Genomic DNA, 1580 nt, shown 5'->3' on the forward strand with positions numbered 1-1580 from the left:
CCGCTCGCCGGCCTCGCACCAGGCCGCGACCTGGTCGAACCAGGCATGCGCCGGCACATCGGCCTCGCGTCCCTTCGCCGCCGCCGCACGCAGGCTGTCCGGGGCGCAGCGGTCCAGCCGCGCCGGGGCCTCGCCGCCATCCAGCCAGGCCGCCATGTCAGCCGCCAGCCGATCCGGCCACGCCGGCTTGTAGAGATTGTTTTTCAAGGCCTTGCCGGCGATCGCCGCGCGCAGCAGCGCCAGCACGTCGCTGCCGGCCTCGCGCCAGCCAGCCCACAGCGCCGCGCGCAGCTCGTCGCGACGCTTCATGGCCTGAGCCAGGCCGCGCCAGGCTTCGCACCAGGGCCGCGGCGGCAGCATACCGTCATGGCAGAGCTGCGCCTCGTCGGCACCCAGCAGCGGAGCCAGCGTGGCGGCGAGCTGATCGGGACCTTTCAGCAGCTCGGCGATCTCGCCCGCCTGCTCCACCGGCAGCGGATAGAACCAGCGCCGCCAGACATCACGCACCGCCTGCTCGCGCAATGGCGCCAGGTCCTGCACCAGGGTCTGCGCGAACAGGCTGCCGCTGTCGAAGGCATGCTGCTGCAGCACACGCAGGCACCAGCCGTGGATGGTGCCGATGGCAGCCTCGTCCAGCCATTGCGCCGCCTGCTCGAGCAGGAAGGCGCACTGCTCGTGGCGCTCGCGAGGGTAGTCGGCAACCAGCGCGCGCAACAGGGCATCACCCGCGGGCTGCGGGTCGGCACCACCCTCGCCGGTGGCGAGACGGAACGCGCCAGCGGCCTCGCACAAGCGCTGGCGGATGCGGTCGCGCAACTCGCCGGCCGCCGCTTCGGTGAAGGTCAGCACCAGGATGTCCGGCGGCAGGTAGCTGGTGCCGGCGAGCCCGGGGGCCGTGCGGTCGTGCCCCAGCACCAGGCGCACGTAGAGCATGGCGATGGTGTAGGTCTTGCCGGTGCCGGCACTGGCCTCGATCAGACGCAGACCGTGCAGGGGCAGGTCGAGCGGGCTGAGGACCTGGCTGGCCGCCAGCTGGCCGCCCGGCAGTGCTTCCGCCGCCCCGGATATCCGCTCGCTCATGCCGGCCCCTCCCTGTCGGAAGCAGCGCCGCCACCCTCGCCTCCCCCGGCCAGCGTGGCCTGCACGATGGGCAGGAACAGCTGCTCGCTCAGGCGCAGGAAGCGGCCATCGGCCATCAGTGCCTCTGCATCCGGCCAGAGCCAGCCCAGCGGGGCACGCGCGGCGGCCGGGAAACGCCCGCCCGGCGCACCGTCGTAGACCGGCGTGGCGGCGGCCTGCATGCGCGTCACGCGCACCTCCGGCGCATCGGCCTCGCGCCAGGCGGCAGCCGCGGCGAAAGCCGTGTCGGCCTCGAACGGCAGCGCCTGGCACTGGCCGTCTGCCCAGGCATCCAGCAGGTGATGCCACCACGCCAGCGCCGCCGCCTGCGTCAGCGGCGCCCAGGTCACGCTGCCGCCGGCGGAGATGACCCGGGTCGGCATGGCCTGCCCGCAAACCGCCAGCAGGATGTGCTGCAGCCAGGGCATGAGCAGGGCGCGCCAGCGCGAGACCTGGCCCCG

Annotated in this window: 2 protein-coding genes; both read right to left on the reverse strand. The window is 73.7% G+C overall.

Annotation, left to right across the window (positions count from 1 at the left end; all coding sequences use genetic code 11):
• Positions 1-1080, reverse strand: a 1080-nt coding sequence (locus tag C5O18_RS09310) for a UvrD-helicase domain-containing protein (RefSeq protein ID WP_206389842.1), incomplete at its 3' end; no start/stop codon positions are given.
• On the reverse strand, positions 1077-1580 hold a 504-nt coding region (locus C5O18_RS10550), incomplete at its 5' end, for a hypothetical protein (protein ID WP_241146814.1). The genes C5O18_RS09310 and C5O18_RS10550, both read right to left, overlap by 4 nt.

This window comes from Amnimonas aquatica, from assembly GCF_002943415.1.
GTDB lineage: Bacteria > Pseudomonadota > Gammaproteobacteria > Pseudomonadales > Moraxellaceae > Perlucidibaca > Perlucidibaca aquatica_A.